At 60.9% G+C, this 17,072-nt stretch carries 16 protein-coding genes; 6 read left to right on the top strand and 10 right to left on the bottom strand.

All coding sequences use genetic code 11. The annotated features are described in order from the left end of the window. The first annotated feature begins 27 nt into the window (after nucleotides 1–27). Nucleotides 28–1,167 carry an alpha-hydroxy acid oxidase gene (locus DQ393_RS04510; protein WP_112340611.1) on the top strand — a complete coding sequence of 380 codons (1,140 nt, stop codon included), beginning with the start codon at nucleotides 28–30 and terminating at the stop codon, nucleotides 1,165–1,167. Between the two features lie 50 nt (nucleotides 1,168–1,217). Here the strand turns inward: DQ393_RS04510 and DQ393_RS04505 are convergent, their stop codons facing one another. The 8 genes from DQ393_RS04505 to DQ393_RS04470 form a co-directional block, all read right to left on the bottom strand. Next, the gene (locus DQ393_RS04505; protein ID WP_112340610.1) at nucleotides 1,218–1,958 is read right to left on the bottom strand and encodes a metallophosphoesterase family protein; all 741 of its coding nucleotides are present in this window, start codon (nucleotides 1,956–1,958) and stop codon (nucleotides 1,218–1,220) included. Between the two features lie 3 nt (nucleotides 1,959–1,961). Beyond that, nucleotides 1,962–2,318: a hydroxyisourate hydrolase gene (uraH, locus tag DQ393_RS04500; RefSeq protein WP_112340609.1), complete on the bottom strand. Its 357-nt coding sequence runs from the start codon at nucleotides 2,316–2,318 to the stop codon at nucleotides 1,962–1,964. Next, nucleotides 2,315–2,815, bottom strand: a complete 501-nt coding sequence (locus DQ393_RS04495) for an ureidoglycolate lyase (protein WP_112340608.1) — start codon at nucleotides 2,813–2,815, stop codon at nucleotides 2,315–2,317. Before DQ393_RS04495 ends, uraH begins: the two co-directional genes overlap by 4 nt. Nucleotides 2,816–2,822: 7 nt before the next feature. After that, the gene (locus tag DQ393_RS04490) at nucleotides 2,823–3,185 is read right to left on the bottom strand and encodes a HepT-like ribonuclease domain-containing protein (RefSeq protein ID WP_112340607.1); all 363 of its coding nucleotides are present in this window, start codon (nucleotides 3,183–3,185) and stop codon (nucleotides 2,823–2,825) included. Nucleotides 3,186–3,245: 60 nt separating this feature from the next. Continuing rightward, on the bottom strand, nucleotides 3,246–3,743 hold the full coding sequence (gene uraD / locus DQ393_RS04485; protein ID WP_112340606.1) for a 2-oxo-4-hydroxy-4-carboxy-5-ureidoimidazoline decarboxylase: 498 nt from the start codon (nucleotides 3,741–3,743) through the stop codon (nucleotides 3,246–3,248). A 1-nt stretch (nucleotide 3,744) separates the two neighbouring features. Beyond that, entirely contained in the window at nucleotides 3,745–4,668 is a 924-nt protein-coding gene (gene puuE, locus DQ393_RS04480; RefSeq protein ID WP_112340605.1) for an allantoinase PuuE, read from the bottom strand. A gap of 104 nt (nucleotides 4,669–4,772) precedes the next feature. Next, nucleotides 4,773–5,480, bottom strand: coding sequence for a DUF1045 domain-containing protein (locus DQ393_RS04475; protein WP_112340604.1), 708 nt, complete (start codon nucleotides 5,478–5,480; stop codon nucleotides 4,773–4,775). A gap of 105 nt (nucleotides 5,481–5,585) precedes the next feature. Beyond that, nucleotides 5,586–6,770, bottom strand: coding sequence for an NAD(P)/FAD-dependent oxidoreductase (locus DQ393_RS04470; RefSeq protein ID WP_112340603.1), 1,185 nt, complete (start codon nucleotides 6,768–6,770; stop codon nucleotides 5,586–5,588). Here DQ393_RS04470 and mnmD point away from each other — a divergent pair. Next, nucleotides 6,769–7,503 (top strand): tRNA (5-methylaminomethyl-2-thiouridine)(34)-methyltransferase MnmD, encoded by a 735-nt coding sequence (gene mnmD / locus DQ393_RS04465; protein WP_112340602.1) that lies wholly within the window; start codon nucleotides 6,769–6,771, stop codon nucleotides 7,501–7,503. The two genes, DQ393_RS04470 and mnmD, sit on opposite strands and share 2 nt — an antisense overlap. 26 nt (nucleotides 7,504–7,529) lie before the next feature. On the opposite strand, the gene DQ393_RS04460 is transcribed toward mnmD, so the two are convergent. Further along, nucleotides 7,530–8,459, bottom strand: a complete 930-nt coding sequence (locus tag DQ393_RS04460; RefSeq protein WP_112340724.1) for an AraC family transcriptional regulator — start codon at nucleotides 8,457–8,459, stop codon at nucleotides 7,530–7,532. Nucleotides 8,460–8,542: 83 nt separating this feature from the next. On the opposite strand from DQ393_RS04460, the gene DQ393_RS04455 reads away from it, so the two are divergent. Further along, complete coding sequence (locus DQ393_RS04455) at nucleotides 8,543–9,370, top strand: oxidoreductase (protein ID WP_112340601.1); 828 nt, start codon at nucleotides 8,543–8,545, stop codon at nucleotides 9,368–9,370. A 62-nt stretch (nucleotides 9,371–9,432) separates the two neighbouring features. On the opposite strand, the gene DQ393_RS04450 is transcribed toward DQ393_RS04455, so the two are convergent. After that, nucleotides 9,433–12,681 carry a response regulator gene (locus DQ393_RS04450; protein ID WP_112340600.1) on the bottom strand — a complete coding sequence of 1,083 codons (3,249 nt, stop codon included), beginning with the start codon at nucleotides 12,679–12,681 and terminating at the stop codon, nucleotides 9,433–9,435. A gap of 216 nt (nucleotides 12,682–12,897) precedes the next feature. Between DQ393_RS04450 and DQ393_RS04445 the strand changes: the two genes are divergently transcribed. From DQ393_RS04445 to DQ393_RS04430, 3 genes are all read left to right on the top strand, one after another. Continuing rightward, nucleotides 12,898–14,484, top strand: coding sequence for a trimethylamine methyltransferase family protein (locus DQ393_RS04445; protein WP_112340599.1), 1,587 nt, complete (start codon nucleotides 12,898–12,900; stop codon nucleotides 14,482–14,484). Between the two features lie 147 nt (nucleotides 14,485–14,631). Next, nucleotides 14,632–14,946, top strand: coding sequence for a hypothetical protein (locus tag DQ393_RS04440; RefSeq protein ID WP_112340598.1), 315 nt, complete (start codon nucleotides 14,632–14,634; stop codon nucleotides 14,944–14,946). 376 nt (nucleotides 14,947–15,322) lie between these two features. After that, complete coding sequence (locus tag DQ393_RS04430; protein ID WP_112340596.1) at nucleotides 15,323–16,984, top strand: DEAD/DEAH box helicase; 1,662 nt, start codon at nucleotides 15,323–15,325, stop codon at nucleotides 16,982–16,984. Nucleotides 16,985–17,072 lie beyond the last annotated feature (88 nt).

Below are 17,072 nucleotides of genomic sequence, written 5' to 3'. Positions count from 1 at the left end.
ATATAACCTTCCGGAAGGCAAAGAGCCATGACCGTGCCGCTGACCATCGCCGAATTGAAAACGCTTGCGCAGCGGCGCGTGCCGAAAATGTTCTTCCAATATGCCGATTCCGGCTCCTGGACCGAATCGACCTATCAGGCGAACGAGGCGGATTTCGCCAAGATCAAGCTGCGTCAGCGCGTGCTCGTCGACATGTCCGGTCGGTCGGTCGCAACCACGATGGTCGGTCAGAAGGCCTCCATGCCGGTGGCGCTGGCGCCGACGGGGATGACCGGCATGCAGCACGCCGATGGCGAAATGCTGGCGGCGCGGGCGGCGGAAGAGTTCGGCATCCCCTTCACGCTCTCGACCATGAGCATCTGCTCGATCGAGGACATCGCTTCGGTCACGAAGCAGCCTTTCTGGTTCCAGCTCTATGTGATGAAGGATCGCGATTTCGTCCTGAACCTGATCCATCGCGCCAAGGCGGCAAAATGCGCGGCGCTGGTGCTGACGGCAGACCTGCAGATCCTCGGCCAGCGCCATAACGATATCCGCAACGGATTGTCCGCGCCGCCGAAAATGACGGCAAAAAACCTCTGGCAGATGGCGATGCGACCGGGCTGGTGCATGGGCATGCTGAAGACCAAGCGCCATTCCTTCGGCAATATCATCGGTCATGCCAAGGATATTTCCGACATGACGACGCTGTCGCACTGGACTCATTCGCAGTTCGACCCCAAGCTCTCCTGGAGCGATGTCGCCTGGATCAAGGAGCAATGGGGCGGCCCGCTGATCATCAAGGGCATTCTTGACGTCGAGGATGCGAAGGCGGCCGTCGATACCGGCGCAGACGCCATCATCGTCTCCAATCATGGCGGTCGCCAACTCGACGGCGCCCACTCCTCCATCAGCATGTTGCCGCGGATCGTCGACGCGGTCGGCGACAAGATTGAAGTGCATATGGATGGCGGCATCCGCTCGGGCCAGGACGTGCTCAAAGCCGTCGCACTCGGCGCCAAAGGCACCTACATTGGCCGCCCTTTCCTCTATGGTCTGGGCGCCATGGGCAAGGAAGGCGTAACGCTCGCGCTAGAGATCATCCGCAAGGAGCTGGATATTTCCATGGCACTCTGCGGCAAGCAGGATATCAAGGCGGTGGATCGGTCGATCTTGGCTGACCTTTAAAAGCGCATGCCGTTACCGCAAAACCGCTGCACACTTCTGCGCGACATGCTCTAGCGCAGCCAGCCCGTCGCCAGACCGCTCGCCCACTCCTCGCGACCATTCTGCGCCGCCAGCGTCGCCATCGCCATGTGATCATAAGCCACCTGCCGGAAGACCGGCAGCCAGCTGTTGCCGGTCTTTTCCAAAATAGCGTAAGAGGCGAAGGGGTTTCCCGCTTCCACCTTGTGATGATAAGGCAGGTCATCGTCATAGGCAGGGCAGCCGACGCTGCCGGGATTGACGATCAGGCGGCCATCGCGGAGCCGGACGGCGCGCGGAATATGAGTATGCCCGCACAGGATCAGCGGAAAATCGATGCCGGCGGCAAGTGCCTCGATCTCCTCGATCGGCTTCAGATAGACCTGACCGTCCGAAGAGACGGATTCGAGCCAATAGACATTATCATCGGCTGGTGTCGCGTGGCAAAGATAGGTCTCATCCCGATAAACTGTACTGATGGGCAAGGCGCGCAGCCATTCGAGGTGGCGTTCCGTCAGTTCAGAATGCGCTGCTCGATCTGAAACATGCATCGCCTCGGGCGCCAGTTCGATCAGATATCGATCGTGATTGCCGCGCACCGTCGGCGCATTCAGTTCCAGCAGCATATCGGCCGTCTTGCCCGCCGTAAGCGGCCCGCTGAAGCAATCGCCGAGATTGACGATCTCGGTAATGCCTTGCCTGCGGATATCGGCAAGCACCGCCTCGAGCGCAAGGTGATTGCCGTGGATGTCTGCTATGGCGGCAAATCGCATGCCTCAGCTCCCGCGATAGGTGGAATAACCGTAAGGTGAGATCAGCAGCGGCACGTGGTAATGCGCCGTCGTATCGGCGATACCGAAGCGGATCGGCACGAGATCGAGAAAAGCCGGCTCAGGCAGCTTGGCGCCGCTGGCCCTCAGATAATCTCCGGCCCGAAACAGCAATTCGTAGGTGCCGGCAACGAAGCCGTCGCCGATCAGGATGGGGCCGCCATCCACACGCCCGTCGGCATTGGTCGTTACCGTCTTCAGATGCGTGCGGATATCGCCCTCGATCCTGAAGAGATCGATCACCAGGCCTTCGGCCGGCTTGCCGAGAGCGGTATCGAGTACATGTGTGGTCAGTCCGGTCATAACGTCGGCGCTCCGATGATGTAGGGCGTTTCGAAGAAATATTCCTCCAGATTGTTTCCAGGCCCGTCGCGATCGACAACAAGGAAATCGCTCTGCTCTTCGAGCGCCATTAGCGGGTAATGCCAGGTATTGACCCGATAGTTCACGCCCTGGTCGCCACGTGCCAGGAAGACCTGCGGCTTGCTGGGCCTGCCGCCCTCATCCTGCGCAACGACGACGAGGAACGGCCGGCCTTTCAGCGGCACGAAACACTGACTACCGAAAGGATGGCGCTCCATCATCTCGATGGTGAAAGGAAAGGCACGCGGCTGGCCGCGAAAGAGGTTCAGGATGACCCGCGCACCGTCGCCGATGGCCTCGGCACTGGAGAGCGCATGAAAACGCTCCGTCGTACCGCCATTGATGAACCGCATCGTTGCGGGATCGGCCTCGATCATATCGCCGAAAGGCGCGAACGCGGCCTTCGTCAGTGGAAGAATTTCAAGATGCCGTGTCATTCGATGATCATTCGCCTTCCGCGCGCCAATGGCGAATGGAATCCAGTTGAGAGAACAATTTCGGAAGAGATTTTTGCGCGATGTCCCACAGGTTCGTCACCTCGATGTCGAAATAGCCCTGCGCAATTCTGCTTCTGACGTCGTGCATCTCATGCCAAGGCAACTCCGGATGGTCAACGACAAATTCCGGATATTCCTCTCCAATGCGCGCGGCCGCCTCGCCGATCATCAGGAGTGTCATCCCGACGGCGCGCTGCTTCTCGACATTCTTGAAAAACGCGTCTTGATCAATTCCGCGAAGGAACTGATCTGCCTCGGACACGGCCCGCTGCATGTTATCAAGGTGGGCGATTAGCCGATCCAGGCTCATATGACACAGCCTCAGTTTGTGAAATACTCAATCATGAGCGGCTTGGGAAACAGCGCGCTATCAGCCCTCGGGAAGCATGGCCTGCAGGCGCAGCAATGCGATCTTTTCCACCTGGGCCGTTGCCGTCGCAAATTCCGTATCCCGGTCATTATCGATCCGCGTTTCGAAGGCAGTCAGGATATCCTCCTTGCCGAGTCCCTTGACCGCGATGATGAAGGGAAAGCCGAACTTGCTCACGTAGCCGGCATTGAGTTCGGTGAACCGCGCATGCTCCGCAGGGCTCAGCCGATCGAGCCCCGCGCCGGCCTGCTCCTTGCGGCTGTCTTCCGTCAACTCGCCGGCAATCGCCAGCCGGCCCGCTAGGTCCGGATGAGCCCGCAGCACACCAAGCCGCTCCGTCTCGCTTGCGGCACGGAAGAACCGCGCTAAAGCGGCGTGCACGCCGCCCGAGGTCAGAGGCTCGGAGATAGCACCGGCATCGTAGGCGCGTTCGGCAATGAAGGGAGAATGCTCGAAGACGCCGCCGAAGCGGCCGACAAAATCGGCCCGCGACATCATGTTAGCGCTCTCCCCCGGGCATATGATTCTCATACCAGTGGTGGGCGATCTCGATACGCTTCGGAATCCAGACCTTGTCGTGCTTCTGCACATATTCGATGAACCGCCGCAAAGCCGCAGCGCGGCCGGGGCGGCCGACCAGGCGGCAATGCAGGCCAACCGACATCATCTTCGGGCTGCCATGCTTGCCTTCTTCATAGAGCGTGTCGAAGGCATCCTTGAGATAGATGAAGAACTGGTCGCCGGAATTGAAGCCCTGCGGTGTCGCAAAGCGCATGTCATTGGTCTCAAGCGTATAGGGGATGATCAGAAATGGTTTGCCATTCAAGCCGTCGACCCAGTAGGGCAGATCATCGGCATAGGAATCCGACGAATAGAGAAAGCCGCCCTCCTCCATGACGAGCCGCAGCGTATTGTCCGACGGCTTGCCCTGGTACATGCCGTAGGGCCGCTCGCCGGTCAGTTCGGTGTGCAACCGCACGGCTTCGAGAATGTGCTTACGCTCCAGATCCTCGGAAAAATCCTTGTATTCCAGCCAGCGATAGCCGTGGCTGGCGATCTCCCAGCCTGCTTCCTTCATCGCGGCGACCGCCTCCGGATTGCGTGCCATGGCGAGCGTCACGCCATAGACGGTCGCCTGCACCTTGAGCTCTGTGAACATGCGCCACAGCCGCCAGAAACCGGCACGAGCGCCGTATTCGTAGATCGATTCCATGTTGAGATTGCGCTGGTTCGGCCAGGGTGCCGCACCAACAATCTCGGAGAGCAGGTTTTCGGAAGCCGGATCGCCGTCGAGAATGCAGCTTTCTCCGCCCTCTTCGTAGTTGATCACGAACTGCACCGCGATGCGGGCGTCACCGGGCCATTTTGGATCCGGCGTGTTACGGCCGTAGCCGATGAGATTGCGGGAATAGTTTTCCGACATTGAAGCACCTTCTCTGATCAGCGGACGGTAGCATCCGCACAGCGAAAGTCGAGACGGAAAGTGGGAAAATCACTTTCTCTTCAATGGTGGGCCGCCGCGCTATCCTACGCGATTTTCCGGGCACTGATCTTTCCCATCGGATGCAGCGAATGCACGCGGAAGGGACCGCCGGAACCATCTTCCATCATCAACGCAATATTGGATACGGGAACCGGTGCGGCAAGCACCGGCTCGAAGAAGTCGCGCAATGCCTGCTCCATGCGCTGCAGATCAGCCGGGCCGACGGTACCCGTCAACATCATCTGGAAGCGGAATTCGTCCATCACGTGCGGATGGCCCCAGCGGTGCAGATTGGCGAATTGCGTCGCCGAAAGGCCGTCCGGATCGATCCGCTCGATCTCCGCCTCGGTCAATGGCGCGCGATACTGGTCGAAGGCTTGAACCAGGGATGCCGCCAGGAAATGCATCTGCTGGCTGGGTGTGGACGGAACCAGGCCCAGCGCTCCGCCGAGCCGCGCGACCTCCAGCTGGGGAATTTCAAAAGGCGCGACCGAGCCGGAAAACCGCATGAGGTCACGCAACAGCGCAGCCTCGGACATATCGTCCGCCAGCCGGAAGGGCGCCTTCAGCAAGCCCATGAAACCATAGCGGCGGGGAACGGCGGTATAGAAGGCAATCTCATGAATACCGAGCCCTCGGACCGCAGGCGGCTCGACCATCTCGCCGGAATAGACATTGCGCCCGAGCCAATTCGCCGCCACAAGCGTCAGCGGATCGCTCGCAGACGGTGTGAAGCAGATGGCATAGCGCATAAAATCTCCCTCCAGGGCGCAACATCCAACAGGCCGAACCGGCACCGATGGCCAAGGAGATAGGTGATTTGCGTGACAGATTAACGACCCGAAAGGGGCGTGACTTCACGTTTTATGTGATATGACTGAAATATGACTTGCTAAAGTGAAACTCTGCGGCAATTTGAAACTACAAGCCATATCCGCCGCCTGCCGCACCGCCGCCTCGGCCAGCCGATGCGCCAATCCGAAACTCACCTTGAAGCCGCCCGTCAACGCAATCAACGACCGATGGTCGGGATGCGCACCCACCATGGGATCGCGATCGACCGCCTTCGGCCGCAGGCCGGCCCAGCGTTCCACCACCTCCGCACCGGCCAGCACCGGCGCCATGATGCGCGCTGCCGCCAGAAGATCGTCAAGCTGCCCATCGGTCGACAACGGGTCGTCGAAGTGATTCTCGCTCGTGCTGCCGACCGCGACCAATCCGTCCTCATGCGGAACGATATAGAGGCCATCGCGGAAGATAACCGGAAGGCTGCCGTCGACATCGGCCTTCAGCATGGCCGCCTGCCCCTTCACCGGTTGGCCAAGCGAGGATTTGCGGCCTTCCGTCAACCTGTCGAGAATCGGAAACGACCAATGGCCGGCAGCAAGGATGCAGCGATCGAAGCGGATATCGCCTTCGCTCATGGTCGCCAGTCCTCTGGCTGGATCGATGCTTTCGACGGTCACACCCTCGGCAAGTTGCACGTGCGTGGCTCCGGCAAGATACCTCCGAAGCACATTCAGCAAGGCCCGCGGAGCAACCCGCGCCGCAAGCGTATCGAAGACGAAACCGCTTTCGCCGGCGGCGGGGTCGATCCAGCCTGAAACGGGCGCCGCATCGAGCACATGCCAGTGAAATTCATGTTCATCCTGGCGCCAATGCGTTTCCGCATCTCGGGAATGCCCAAGCGCAATCTGCCTGAGATGCGGCTTCGGCAGCGGGATCAGCCGGCCGGCGCGACGGTAGCCGGCCGAAAGCCCGGTTTCTGCCTCCAATACTGCGATTTCCTCTTCCAGGGAGACGAGCGCATCGAACTGAAACTGCTTCTTGTCAGACCATTTGTTCGGCATGTGCGGCATCAGCGCACCGAGCAGACCGCCGCTCGCCCCTTGCCCGAAATGGCCGGCTTCCACGAGCAGGGCGCGAATGCCGAGACGCTCGGCATGAACGGCCGCCCAAAGGCCCATGATCCCGCCGCCGACGATCAACAGATCGACAGATGATTGACCGACGGGTCGTGTGGGATTATCGGCTCTTTCCATGACAGATCCAGTTTCCGATCGGACTGAGACGTCCGAAACCATTGTGGCAAGCCCGGAGCTCGAATGGCGCGACGGCGATATGCCCTATTCGACGGCTTTTGGCGATCATTTTTATTGCCAGACCGACGGCCGCCTGGAATGCGGGCACGTCTTCCTGGCTGGCAACGGCCTGCCCGCCCGCTGGCAGGGGCGGCAGGATTTCCTCATCGGCGAGCTCGGCTTCGGCACCGGACTGAACTTCTGCGAGACATGGCGCCAGTGGCGGCAGCAGGCAGCCCCGGGCTCACAACTGCACGTCATGTCGTTCGAACTCTATCCCATGAAAGCAGAGGAGATCGACCGCGCGCTGTCGCACTGGCCTGAAATCGATAGGGAGCGCCAGGCTCTTGCCGCAGCATGGCCGAACAACCCGCAGGGTGTCGTGTCGCTGAGGCTAGATGCAAATACGCGCCTCAGCGTCGTCTGCGGCCCGGCTCTCGAAGGCGTCAGTCGCGCCGAACCGGGCTTTGATGCCTGGTATCTCGATGGCTTCGCACCCTCCCGCAACGCCGACATGTGGTCGCCGGAATTGATGCAGGCACTCCATGACAAGACGGCTCCGAACGGCACCTTCGCCACCTATGCAGCAGCCGGTTTCGTAAGGCGAAACCTGCAGGCTGCAGGATTTATCGTGGAGCGGCGCAAGGGCTTCGCCGGCAAGCGCGAAATGCTCTGCGGCGTCAAGCCGGCCTGAGGTCGGAAGACGATTGTCGCGAGCATTCAGGCCAGTTCGCCCAGATGCTGGCGAACCCAATTGGCCTCCTCCGAGGCCGTCCGCCGAAAGTGTCGCTTGAAGTCACGGCTGAACTGCGCGGGGCTGTCATAGCCGACCGATGTAGCGACCTCGGCGATCGTCTTGTCCTGGCGCGCAAGCATCAACCGCGCCTCGTGGAGCCGCATGGCCTTTAGATACTGTATCGGGCTGCTGCCCGTCAGGGCCTTGAAATGGACGTGGTAGGAGGGAATGCTCATGCCCGCCTCATGCGCCAGCGCAGCGACCGAAATCTCCGAACCGTAGGTTTCGCGCAACCGCACCAGGCTTCGCACGATCCTCCCGGATGTGCCCCGCTGCTGCAGGGCCGAGATCATCGCGCCGCCCTGCGGGCCGACGAGCACCCGGTAATGCAGCTCGCGCAAGATGCCTGCCCCAAGAACCGCGAGTTCGACGGGATCACACAGCGCCCGCAGCATACGCAGCACGGCATCCTCGATAACCGGCTCCATTCTGCTCGATACCAGACTTCGCACCTTGCCGGCTTTCGGCTCGGAGCGTCTCATCCCCACTTCCGAGGCGATCTCTACAGCCAGAAGCATATCGAACTCGACGTAAACCGCGAGCAAGGGACGGTCTGGGCTGGCCGAGGATTCCATGCGGAACGGAACGGGTACCGATATCGCCAGATAGTGCTCCTCATCGTAGAGATAGACTTCGCCCTCAAGCATGCCCTGCTTTCGGCCCTGCAGCACGAATACCGCGCCCGGCTTGTAGAGCACGGGAACGTCATGAAGGACCGCTTCGGTTCTAAGAAGGCGCACGCCGGCAAGCCCGGTCGGGTTGTATCCCTGGCGAGGAGCAAGAAGGCCCGCCAGCTCCACCAACTCCCGACGCCTCGACCATTGGTCCTTCTTATTCATAGGATTTGGCAAGATAGTCATAGTTTTCGCGATCGCTAACAACAATTTGGAAGATTATCAGTCATAAGCATCAACCAATCAAGAAGAGAACATCTATCATGTCACAGAAGACTTTCTTCATCACCGGAGCGAATTCCGGCTTCGGCTTCGCAATCGCAGCCGCCGCGATCCGGAACGGCCATAAGGTTATCGGCACCGTCCGCTCGGAACAGTCGCGGGCAGATCTGGCAGAACGTTTGCCGGCAGCCCGGTCCGTTTTGTGCGATGTGACGGAATTCGACCGGATAGCCGACGTCGTGCGACAGGTGGAAGAAGACCATGGACCAGTCGACGTTCTGATCAACAATGCCGGCTATGGCCACGAGGGAATTCTTGAAGAGTCGCCCATCGAGGAGATGCGGCGCCAGTTCGACGTGAACGTCTTCGGCGCGGTTGCGGTCGCAAAGGCCTTCCTACCGCGCTTCCGCGAAAGGCGTAGCGGCTTCATCGTCAACGTGACTTCGATGGGCGGCATGATCACCATGCCCGGCATCGCCTATTACTGTGGAAGCAAATTCGCCCTTCAAGGCATTTCCGAAGTCATGCGTGCGGAAATGGCCCCGTTCGGCGTTCGGGTCACCGCCCTATGCCCCGGCTCTTTCAGGACAGACTGGGCCGGCCGCTCGATGGTCCGGACCGAGCGCTCGATCGCCGACTACGACGCGCTGTTCGACCCGATCCGCCAGGCGCGGCAGGCCAAAAGCGGCAAGCAGCTCGGCGATCCCGACAAGCTCGCGGCCGCCGTATTGGACTTGATCGAATCCGACGCGCCTCCGCCGCAGCTCCTGCTCGGCAGCGACGCCCTTGGACTTGTGACGGACAGGATCGAGCGTCTCAAACAGGAGATCGAAGCATGGAGATCCATTACCGTTTCGACCGATGGCTGAGAACGCCGACCAACGTAATGGCCGAAAGCTCGCCGACCTTCCCGGGTCCATCGATCTCAACCCTAGCTGTTGGAACGATCGGCCTGGAAAACGGCATCGCCGAGATAGCGCTGGATCTTCGCTTCGAGAAGTTCCGGGCTGATCGGTTTGGACAGGCAGTCGTCCATGCCCGCCTGCATGCATGCGATGCGATCGACGTCCAATGCCTGTGCCGTTACCCCGATGATCGGCACGTGCCATCCCTGCCCGGCTTGTGCCTCGAATTGCCGGATCATGCGCGTCGCCTGATGGCCGTTCATGACCGGCATGGAAACATCCATCAGGATCAACGACGGCCGCAATTGACGCCATGCGTCCACCGCCGCCTGGCCGTTCTCCACGACGAGAAAGCGAAGTCCCGTCGCCTGCAGGATCTGCGTGAAGACAATCTGATTCACCTCGTTGTCCTCGGCCACGAGAACGTCGATGGTGTTGCCAGGTATAGCCGGCGTCATCCGGTCGGCGGCTTCGATTGCGGCTGCGGCCTCCGCCTCAATCGGCAACGGCCGGGCGGTGGAGCCCGGCTGTTCGCCCGCGTTTTTCCGTCGCGACGCGCGCACGACATCAATGATCGTGTTGCGCAGGACATTGGCACGCACGGGTTTCATGAGATGCGCCTGACCATTGACGGCGGTAAAATCCTTATCGCGACTGGCGACACCCATCGATGTCAGAAATACGATCGGCAACGATTCGAAACGTGCGTCGGCGTGTACCGCACTCGCAATCTGATAACCGTTCATGCCGGGCATGCTGTAGTCGACGATGATCGCGTCGACCGATACGCCCATGTTGAACGCGGCATCCAGAATGGCAAGCGCGGTCTTGCCGTCCTCGGCCGCATGACTGTCGAAGCCCCATTGCACCAATTGCTCCGTCAAGATGCGCCGATGGATCTCATCATCTTCCACGATCAGGATCCCGGCGCGCTTCACGTTGGCCGGCAGCTCCGGAGCCTTGCCGCGCAAGGCGACCAGCGGCATGGGCAAATGGACGGTGAAAACCGATCCCTTGCCCCATTCGCTCTCGACCGACAGCGAACCACCGAAAAGATCGACGAGGCCTGCCGTAATGGCAAGGCCCAAACCTGATCCTTCAAGGCGCCGCGCAAAGGAAGAATCCGCCAGCGAAAATTTGTCGAAGATCGTATCGAGCTTCTCGGCGGGAATGCCGATCCCGGTATCTTCGATGCGGAGCACGAGCAATATGTTGTCGTCCGGCGCAGGCTGGCTGTTCAGCTCCACCAGCACATGGCCGCGTTCAGTGAACTTGATCGCATTGCCGACGAGATTGGTCACGATCTGGCGGAAGCGGCCGGCATCGCCGAGCATCGCCGCCGGCACGCCGGGAGCGATGTGCACCATCAGCTCGACATTCTTTTCCGATGCGGCGGCGGCCAGCAGCGTCGCTATGTCTTCGACAGCTTCGGCGGGATCGAATGCCATCTTGCGCAGATGCATGTCGCCGGTGTCGATGCGCGAAAAATCGAGAATGTCGTTGATGATGGTCAGCAATGCATTGCCCGACTTGACGATGATATCGACAAAGGTCTTTTGCCGCGGATCGAGATCCGTCTTGCCGAGCAGCTCCGCCATGCCCAGCACTCCATTCATCGGCGTACGGATTTCATGGCTCATATGGGTCAGGAATTCGGATTTCGCGCGGTCCGCCGCATTGCTGCGCGCCAGCAGCAGCTGCAGGTCCGCCTCGCGTTCCTTCATCTCGGTGACATCGGTGAACACCACCGTCCAGCGGCGATGCTCGCCGATCGCGGCGCCGAGCTGTATCCAGCGGTCGCCGACGACCTGGAAGACGCAGGAGATCGGCTTGCCCGCCGCAACGCTCTGCGCCCATGATTCCCGCAGACCATCGGAACCATCGCCAAAGTCACCACGTTCCGCGCAATAGTCGAACGCAGCAGACCAGTCCTTGCCGATCTCCAGGAGCTCGGCCGGGAGTTTCAGCATGTCTTTCAGCCGGTCGTTGGCCAGCAGGATCGTGCCATCCTGGACGATCAGCAGACCTTGCGACATGGCCTGCATGGCATCAGCCATCAACTCGCCGAGATGTTCCAGCGCCAGTCGGGTCTCGGTGATCTCCTTGGATTGCTGCTTCACGGACGAAATATCCGTGTAGGACATCAATGTCCGGCCATTGGAAATCTGGCGCGCATCGATGATGACGGATTTGCCGTCGGCAAAATTCACTTCCGTCTGCAGATGCGCGCCGCCCTTGCGCAGCGTGGTCAGCCACGCCTGATAAATGTCGTCGATGCTGCGGCCATCGGCGCCGAAACGTGCCAGCGAATAGTGCTTGGCGATGATATCGCGATAGGGGCGGCCTCCGAAACGCTCGTCCTTCGAATATTCCCAAATGTCGTAGAAGGCATCGTTGACGTATTCGACAATATGGTCGCTATTATGGATGAGCACGCCGATCGGCATCGAGCGGAGGATGTTATCGAGATCCTGATGCAGCGCTTCGGCACGGGCCTGCGCCTCGATGAGTTGCATCTCACGCTGCTTCAGCGCCGAAGTATCGGTGACCGAACCCACCGCATAATGCTTTCCCTCCGCCGTCGTCGTTCGGTTGAGGCGAATTTTCACCGGATGCGTCACCTGTTTTCGGTCGACGATTTCGCTTTCGAATTCGTGGCCCTGCCCGCCCTGCAGCACGGCTTCGTTTTTCACGAAGAAGTCGTCGGCGCCGACGTCGAACATTTCATGCTCGGTCTTACCGAGCATTTCCTTGCGATCGAGCCCGGTGATATCGGCATGGGCCGCATTGGCATAGACCAGTCGATGGTTGGAATCGCGCACGAATGTGGCAACCGGCAGACCTTCCAGAATGCTGCGGAAAAAGTCGGGCTCATCAGCCTCGCTTTGCACTGCCCCGGCAGAGGAGGCATCGCGCGCGACAGCCGGTACGGCGAAGAACACCCCGAATATGTAGACACGGTCTTCCGACGGGGAAAAGCTCTCGATCTCCACGCGCGAACGCTGGCGGCCCGACGCATCGAAGCAAAGCGCAACCTCCTCCGAACCGAAGACGAGGGCGCGGCGCTCCTTGTCCTCCCTATCGGCACTCTCACCGGCATCGAGAAGATCCTGGCTGCGGTTGCCGATGAAATCGGAAATATCGCGACCGAAAAAACGCGCATAGGCATCGTTGACGGCGACGTACCGAAGCTCGCTGTTCTTGATGTAGGCGGGCCTGTCCAGATTGGCGATCCGGCGGCACGCTATGTCGAGCAGTTCACCGTCCAGGGTCAAACGGAGCCTCTCTTTTCACCGCGCATGATAGTTCATGAAACGACGCTCTAGCACAAGTGGCTTTAACAAAGCCTTAACCATGTTTGGCGGCCGCGCCAACGTCGCGTTCAGACTATGCACTGTCCTATAACGGTCATCCCTTGGTCGCAAACGACGGCGGCACACGGAGGGAAACTCTGCCAAGAATCGGTCAACAGATCATTGGGAGCGAGCGCCATGAGCGACGAAGAAAGCCTGACCTTGAACGAAGCGCAGATCGCGACTGCGACGGGCGAACGGCGGCGGCGGGCCGGAGGGCGCGGCGCCGAGCGCATCCGCAAGCCGAGTGGCACGAAATATCTCAATCTGGTCAACAATCTCGCTCGCACGGAACTCCTGTCGCCTGAGGCTCTGGACGATATTCACGAGGCGTCGCTGACCATTCTCGAAGAAATCGGCATGGATATCATCCTGCCGGAAGCGCGCGAGCGCATGAAGGCGGCCGGCGCCGATGTCACGCCGGGCAAGGAACGCGTCCGCTTCGATCGCAACATGATCATGGAGCTGATCGCTTCGATCCCCTCGGCCTTCACCTTGCATGCCCGCAATCCGTTGAGAAACGTCGAAATCGGCGGCCGCAATCTCGTCTTCGCCCAGGTTGCCTCCGCCCCCTTCGTCGCCGACCGCGAGGGTGGCCGGAGGGCGGGAAATCAGGAGGATTTCCGCAAGCTCATCAAGCTCGCCCAATCTTACGACGTCATTCACATGACCGGCGGCTATCCGGTCGAGCCCATCGATATCCACGCGTCGGTCCGCCATCTCGATTGCCTCTCCGACATCGTCAAGCTCACAGACAAGGCATTCCATTGCTATTCGCTCGGCAAGCAGCGCAATCTCGATGCCATCGAGATCGCCCGCATCGGCCGCGGCATCAGCATGGAGCAGATGGAGCGCGAGCCCTCGCTCTTCACCATCATCAACTCCTCCTCGCCGCTGCGTCTCGACGGACCGATGCTGCAGGGCATCATCGAAATGTCCTCGCGCGGCCAGGTAGTCGTGGTGACGCCGTTCACGCTGGCTGGTGCCATGGCGCCGGTGACGATCGCCGGCGCGCTGGTGCAGCAGAATGCCGAAGCGCTCTGCGGCCTCGCCTTCACACAGATGGTGCGCAAGGGCGCGCCGGTCATGTATGGCGGCTTCACCTCGAATGTCGACATGAAGACGGGCGCGCCCGCCTTCGGCACGCCGGAATATATGAAGGCCGTCATCGCGGGCGGTCAGCTCGCCCGCCGCTACGGCATCCCCTACCGCACCTCCAATACGAACGCTTCCAATACGCTCGACGCCCAGGCGGCATACGAATCGGCGCTATCACTGTGGGCACTGACCCAGGGCGGCGGCAATTTCGTGCTGCATGCTGCCGGCTGGAGCGAGGGCGGGCTTACCGCCTCTTTCGAGAAGTTCATCCTCGATGTCGACATGCTGCAGATGGTCGCCGAATTCCTGACGCCGCTCGACGTCAGCAGCGATGCGCTGGCGCTCGACGCCGTGCGCGACGTTGGTCCCGGCGGCCACTATTTCGGCACGGCGCATACGCTCGCCCGCTACGAAACCGCCTTCTATTCGCCGATCCTGTCGGACTGGCGAAACAACGAAACCTGGACGGAAGCCGGGCGGCCCACGACTTACGATCATGCCAACCGTGTCTATAAGGAAACGCTCGAGCGTTATGAACGGCCCCCGCTCGATCCGGCAATCGAGGAGGAACTCGACGCCTTTGTCGCTAAGCGCAAGGCAGAGGGCGGTGTCCCTACAGATTTCTAATTGAAAATCAAAGGCTTTATACTCCAGATCATGAACGAAATTTAATTTCGCGCCGCCCTTTTTGGCCGCGACTTCGCCCCCTTTCCTGCGCAACGTCAAGCTCGGGTTTGGCTAGGAGCCAGCCTGTGTTTTGGGAAAGGGATGTCAATGTCTGTGCTTCGCACATTAACGACGGCCGGTTTGATCGCGCTGACGCTTGGCAGCGCCGCCACCGCAACCGCCACTACCGCCAACGCGTCCGGCCGCGGTGCCTTCTTCGGCGGTCTTGCCGCCGGTGTTGTGGGCGGCGCCTTGATCGCCGGGGCTGCGCGGCCCGCCTACCCGGCTTATTATCCGGCATATCCGGCCTACTATGACGGCCCAGTCTACGAGCGCGTCTATGTACGCCCCTACCCCAGCTGCTATTGGGCATGGCGTCACGATGGCTGGGGCCGCCCTTATCGCGTCGAGGTTTGCCGCTAGGATCAGGAACTGCTTTATCGAAGGCATGCGCCCTTATCAGATCTTGGATGCCGCCGGATTTCGGCGGCATTTTTGTACGCCTGATGAAAAGCTTTCGCTTACACCTCTTGACATTCCTGACGTTTAAGACCAAATGCGCCTCAGCTTTCACCTTCCGGCCGCCGCGTGAGCGTGCCCTGCGGGACAATCTGTACGCAAGAGAAGGACAAAAGCGCTTTTATGAATGAGGCCGCGCCAGGCGCTGCGGCCGATGCGCTGGGAAAGCTATTTCCAACTTACAAGTTCCCACTTCACGCGGGGTTCTTGACGCCAGAGACAGACCGGACCGCATGGTGCGATCCGGCCTATTTGCTTTGGCGCCCCGAAAGGTATTGAATTGACCGATTTTCACTCGCTTGGTCTCTCCAAGCAGATCGTCGATACACTGTCGCAGAACAACTTTGCGACGCCAACGCCCATCCAGGCTCAGGCCATCCCGCTCGTTCTCCAGGGCCGTGATCTCATCGGCCTCGCCCAGACCGGCACAGGCAAAACGGCCGCTTTCGGCCTGCCGATCATCGAGATGCTGCTGAAGGAAGCCAAGCGTCCCGATAACCGCACCGTCCGCACGCTGATCCTCGCTCCGACCCGCGAACTGGTAAATCAGATCGCTGATAACCTCCGTCTCTTCATGCGCAAGACGCAGCTGCGGATCAACCTCGTGGTCGGCGGCGCGTCGATCAACAAACAGCAGCTCCAGCTCGAGCGCGGCACCGATATTCTGGTCGCAACGCCCGGCCGCCTCCTCGACCTCATCAACCGCCGCGCCCTGTCGCTCGGCCATGTCACCCACCTCGTCCTCGACGAAGCCGACCAGATGCTCGATCTCGGCTTCATCCACGACCTGCGCAAGATCGCCAAGATGGTTCCGGCCAAGCGCCAGACCCTGCTCTTCTCGGCCACAATGCCGAAGGCGATCGCCGATCTCGCTTCCGACTACCTGACCAACCCGGTCAAGGTCGAAGTCTCGCCTCCGGGCAAGGCAGCCGACAAGGTGGAACAGTATGTCCACTTCGTTGCCGGCCAGAACCACAAGACCGAGATCCTCAAAGAAACCATCTCTGCCAATCCGGATGGCCGCGCCATCGTCTTCCTGCGCACCAAGCATGGCGCCGAGAAGCTGATGAAGCACCTCGATCACGTCGGCTTCGCCGCCGCCTCCATTCACGGCAACAAGAGCCAGGGCCAGCGCGAGCGCGCGCTCAAGGGTTTCCGTGATGGTGATGTCCGCGTTCTCGTCGCGACCGACGTCGCTGCCCGCGGCATCGACATCCCCGGCGTTTCGCATGTCTATAACTTCGACCTGCCGGAAGTGCCGGATGCCTATGTCCACCGCATCGGCCGCACCGCGCGCGCCGGTCGCGACGGCATCGCCATCGCCTTCTGCGCTCCTGACGAAATCCGCCTGCTGCGCGACATCGAGCGCCTGATGGGCATCGAGATCGCCGTTGCCAGCGGCGAGGCTCCGGCCGATCGCGGCCGTCCCGTTCGCGGCAAGAGTCGCGGCGGCCAAGGTAACGGTAATCGCGGCAATGGCGGCCAGGGCAGAGGCCAGAACGGCCAGGGACGCGAGCGCGGCGAAGGCCGCCCGCAGCGCCCGGCCCGCCGTCCGTTCTTCGACAACGAAAACGGCGAAACCCGTGGTGAGAACGGCGAGCGCCAGGAACGCCGCCAACGCGACGATCGTCCGCAGCGCGACAACAATCGCAATGCCGATTTCCGCGGCCAGCGCCGTAACGAGCCGACGCCGCGTCCGGAAGCCGACAACGATCTCGTCTCCACCTCGGACTTCCGTCCCGCTCGCAAGCAGCACAACGGGCAGTCCAGCGGCAACGGCGCCGCGCATGAGGGCGGCGCCCATCGCGGCCAGCGCCATTCCCATGGCCGTCCAACCGGCCGCCACAATGAAGAGCGCGGCGCCCAGGGCGAACAACGCAATGGCGGCAACGGCCGCATGCGCCGCCGCGGCAATGGCGGCCAGCGCCGCGAACGCGCCTGATGCAGTGAATTGAGGGGGCCGATTGGCCCCCTTTTTATCGCCGGTTCCATGGCCAATAGGGCCTGTACGCATGACTTCCGACGCGGTC

The sequence above is a fragment of the Martinezella tropici genome (assembly GCF_003287875.1).
Taxonomy (GTDB): domain Bacteria; phylum Pseudomonadota; class Alphaproteobacteria; order Rhizobiales; family Rhizobiaceae; genus Rhizobium; species Rhizobium tropici_C.
The sequence above is the reverse complement of the archived record's forward strand: the minus strand, read 5'-3'. Positions and strand labels throughout refer to the sequence as shown.

What these genes read in the sequence shown, in the direction of transcription:
- DQ393_RS04510 (WP_112340611.1), top strand. Translation starts at nt 28, where the DNA reads ATGACCGTGCCGCTGACCATCGCCGAATTGAAAACGCTTGCGCAGCGG.
- DQ393_RS04505 (WP_112340610.1), bottom strand. Translation starts at nt 1,958, where the DNA reads ATGCGATTTGCCGCCATAGCAGACATCCACGGCAATCACCTTGCGCTC.
- uraH (WP_112340609.1), bottom strand. Translation starts at nt 2,318, where the DNA reads ATGACCGGACTGACCACACATGTACTCGATACCGCTCTCGGCAAGCCG.
- DQ393_RS04495 (WP_112340608.1), bottom strand. Translation starts at nt 2,815, where the DNA reads ATGACACGGCATCTTGAAATTCTTCCACTGACGAAGGCCGCGTTCGCG.
- DQ393_RS04490 (WP_112340607.1), bottom strand. Translation starts at nt 3,185, where the DNA reads ATGAGCCTGGATCGGCTAATCGCCCACCTTGATAACATGCAGCGGGCC.
- uraD (WP_112340606.1), bottom strand. Translation starts at nt 3,743, where the DNA reads ATGATGTCGCGGGCCGATTTTGTCGGCCGCTTCGGCGGCGTCTTCGAG.
- puuE (WP_112340605.1), bottom strand. Translation starts at nt 4,668, where the DNA reads ATGTCGGAAAACTATTCCCGCAATCTCATCGGCTACGGCCGTAACACG.
- DQ393_RS04475 (WP_112340604.1), bottom strand. Translation starts at nt 5,480, where the DNA reads ATGCGCTATGCCATCTGCTTCACACCGTCTGCGAGCGATCCGCTGACG.
- mnmD (WP_112340602.1), top strand. Translation starts at nt 6,769, where the DNA reads ATGACAGATCCAGTTTCCGATCGGACTGAGACGTCCGAAACCATTGTG.
- DQ393_RS04470 (WP_112340603.1), bottom strand. Translation starts at nt 6,770, where the DNA reads ATGGAAAGAGCCGATAATCCCACACGACCCGTCGGTCAATCATCTGTC.
- DQ393_RS04455 (WP_112340601.1), top strand. Translation starts at nt 8,543, where the DNA reads ATGTCACAGAAGACTTTCTTCATCACCGGAGCGAATTCCGGCTTCGGC.
- DQ393_RS04445 (WP_112340599.1), top strand. Translation starts at nt 12,898, where the DNA reads ATGAGCGACGAAGAAAGCCTGACCTTGAACGAAGCGCAGATCGCGACT.
- DQ393_RS04440 (WP_112340598.1), top strand. Translation starts at nt 14,632, where the DNA reads ATGTCTGTGCTTCGCACATTAACGACGGCCGGTTTGATCGCGCTGACG.